A 1,823-nucleotide genomic window follows, 5' to 3' on the forward strand; every position below is an offset into this window, starting at 1 on the left:
GTTGCAGACCACGGCCAGCCGCTCGCCGCCCGCCCGTCCCCCGGGCCCGCCGATCTCCGACTGGATGGCGCTCGCCATGATCCCGAAGAAGGGGTCCGCGATGTCGTTGACCAGGATGCCGACCAGGTCGGAGGTGGCCGCCGCGAGCGCGCTCGCCGGACCGTTGAGTACGTAGTCCAGCTCGTCGACCGCCTTCAGCACCCGCTCGCGGGTGGATGCCGCCACGGGATAGTTCCCGTTCAGCACGCGCGACACCGTCGCGGGCGAGACCTGCGCGCGCGCCGCCACGTCCGCCAGGGTCACCGTCATCTCGTCGTCCTCCGGTCGCGCATCTTCGTACGTCAACGTACGTGCTCGTGGACAGGCCACGTACGTGCTCGTAGACAGGCCGCGGGCGGCCATGGTTCCGAATGTTTTCGAGCAGACCTTACGGGTCAAGCTCCGAGTTGTTCGCCCCCTCGAACAACTCGACTGAGTCACGGTCTTGTCCAGACCACGATCAGAGGCTAGCTTCTTACCGTATAGAAAGCGCTTGCTTTGACGCTCACCAGTAGGAGACAGGGCGTACGCGGCGCACACACCGCGTACGAAGGGAATGACGTGACACGCAAGACGGTGCGCATCGCCATGAACGGCGTGACCGGACGCATGGGCTACCGCCAGCACCTGGTCCGCTCCATCCTGGCCATCCGGGAACAGGGCGGCCTCGACCTCGGCGACGGCACCGTGCTGTGGCCGGAACCGATCCTCGTCGGCCGCCGCGAGCACGCCCTGCGCGCGCTCGCCGAGCAGCACGGCCTGGACCCGGAGAACATCTCCACCGACATCGACGCGGTCCTCGCCGACCCGACCGTCGACATCTACTTCGACGCCCAGGTGACCTCCGCCCGCGAGGAGGCGATCAGGAAGGCGATCGCCGCGGGCAAGCACATCTACACCGAGAAGCCGACCGCGACCGGTCTGGAGGGCGCCCTGGAGCTGGCCCGGCTGGCCAAGGACGCGGGCATCAAGCACGGCGTGGTCCAGGACAAGCTCTTCCTCCCCGGCCTGCTCAAGCTCAAGCGCCTGATCGACGGTGGCTTCTTCGGCCGGATCCTGTCCGTGCGCGGCGAGTTCGGCTACTGGGTCTTCGAGGGCGACTGGCAGTCCGCCCAGCGCCCCTCCTGGAACTACCGCGCGGAGGACGGCGGCGGCATCGTCGTCGACATGTTCCCGCACTGGGAGTACGTGCTGCACGAGCTGTTCGGCCGCGTGAAGTCCGTCCAGGCCGTCGCCACCACCCACATCCCCCAGCGCTGGGACGAGAACGGCAAGCCCTACGACGCGACGGCCGACGACGCCGCGTACGGGATCTTCGAGCTCGAGGGCGGCGCGATCGCCCAGATCAACTCCTCCTGGGCCGTCCGCGTCAACCGCGACGAACTGGTCGAGTTCCAGGTCGACGGCACGGAGGGCTCCGCGGTCGCCGGCCTGCGCAACTGCCGCGTCCAGCACCGCAGTCTGACCCCCAAGCCGGTCTGGAACCCCGACATCCCGGCCACCTACTCCTTCCGCGACCAGTGGCAGGAAGTGCCCGACAACGACGACTTCGACAACGGCTTCAAGGCCCAGTGGGAGCTGTTCCTCAAGCACGTCTACGCCGACGCCGACTACCACTGGGACCTCCTCGCCGGCGCCCGCGGCGTCCAACTCGCCGAACTGGGCCTGAGGTCCTCGGCCGAGGGCGCCCGTCTCGACGTACCGGAGATCTCGCTGTGACCATCCATCTCCCCGACTCCGAGGGGCGGTTGAGGGCCTACGACCCCCGCCCCGAACCCCTCGCC

Annotated in this window: 2 protein-coding genes; one reads left to right on the forward strand and one right to left on the reverse strand. The window is 68.5% G+C overall.

The window, feature by feature from the left end; all coding sequences use genetic code 11:
* A partial coding sequence (locus GRC12_RS44110) for a LacI family DNA-binding transcriptional regulator (RefSeq protein ID WP_208786044.1) occupies positions 1-309 on the reverse strand: 309 nt, incomplete at its 3' end.
* A 291-nt stretch (positions 310-600) separates the two neighbouring features.
* Between GRC12_RS44110 and GRC12_RS44115 the strand changes: the two genes are divergently transcribed.
* Complete coding sequence (locus tag GRC12_RS44115; RefSeq protein WP_208786045.1) at positions 601-1,758, forward strand: Gfo/Idh/MocA family protein; 1,158 nt, start codon at positions 601-603, stop codon at positions 1,756-1,758.
* Positions 1,759-1,823: the final 65 nt, after the last annotated feature.

It is taken from the genome of Streptomyces griseorubiginosus (assembly GCF_017614965.1).
Taxonomy (GTDB): domain Bacteria; phylum Actinomycetota; class Actinomycetes; order Streptomycetales; family Streptomycetaceae; genus Streptomyces; species Streptomyces griseorubiginosus_B.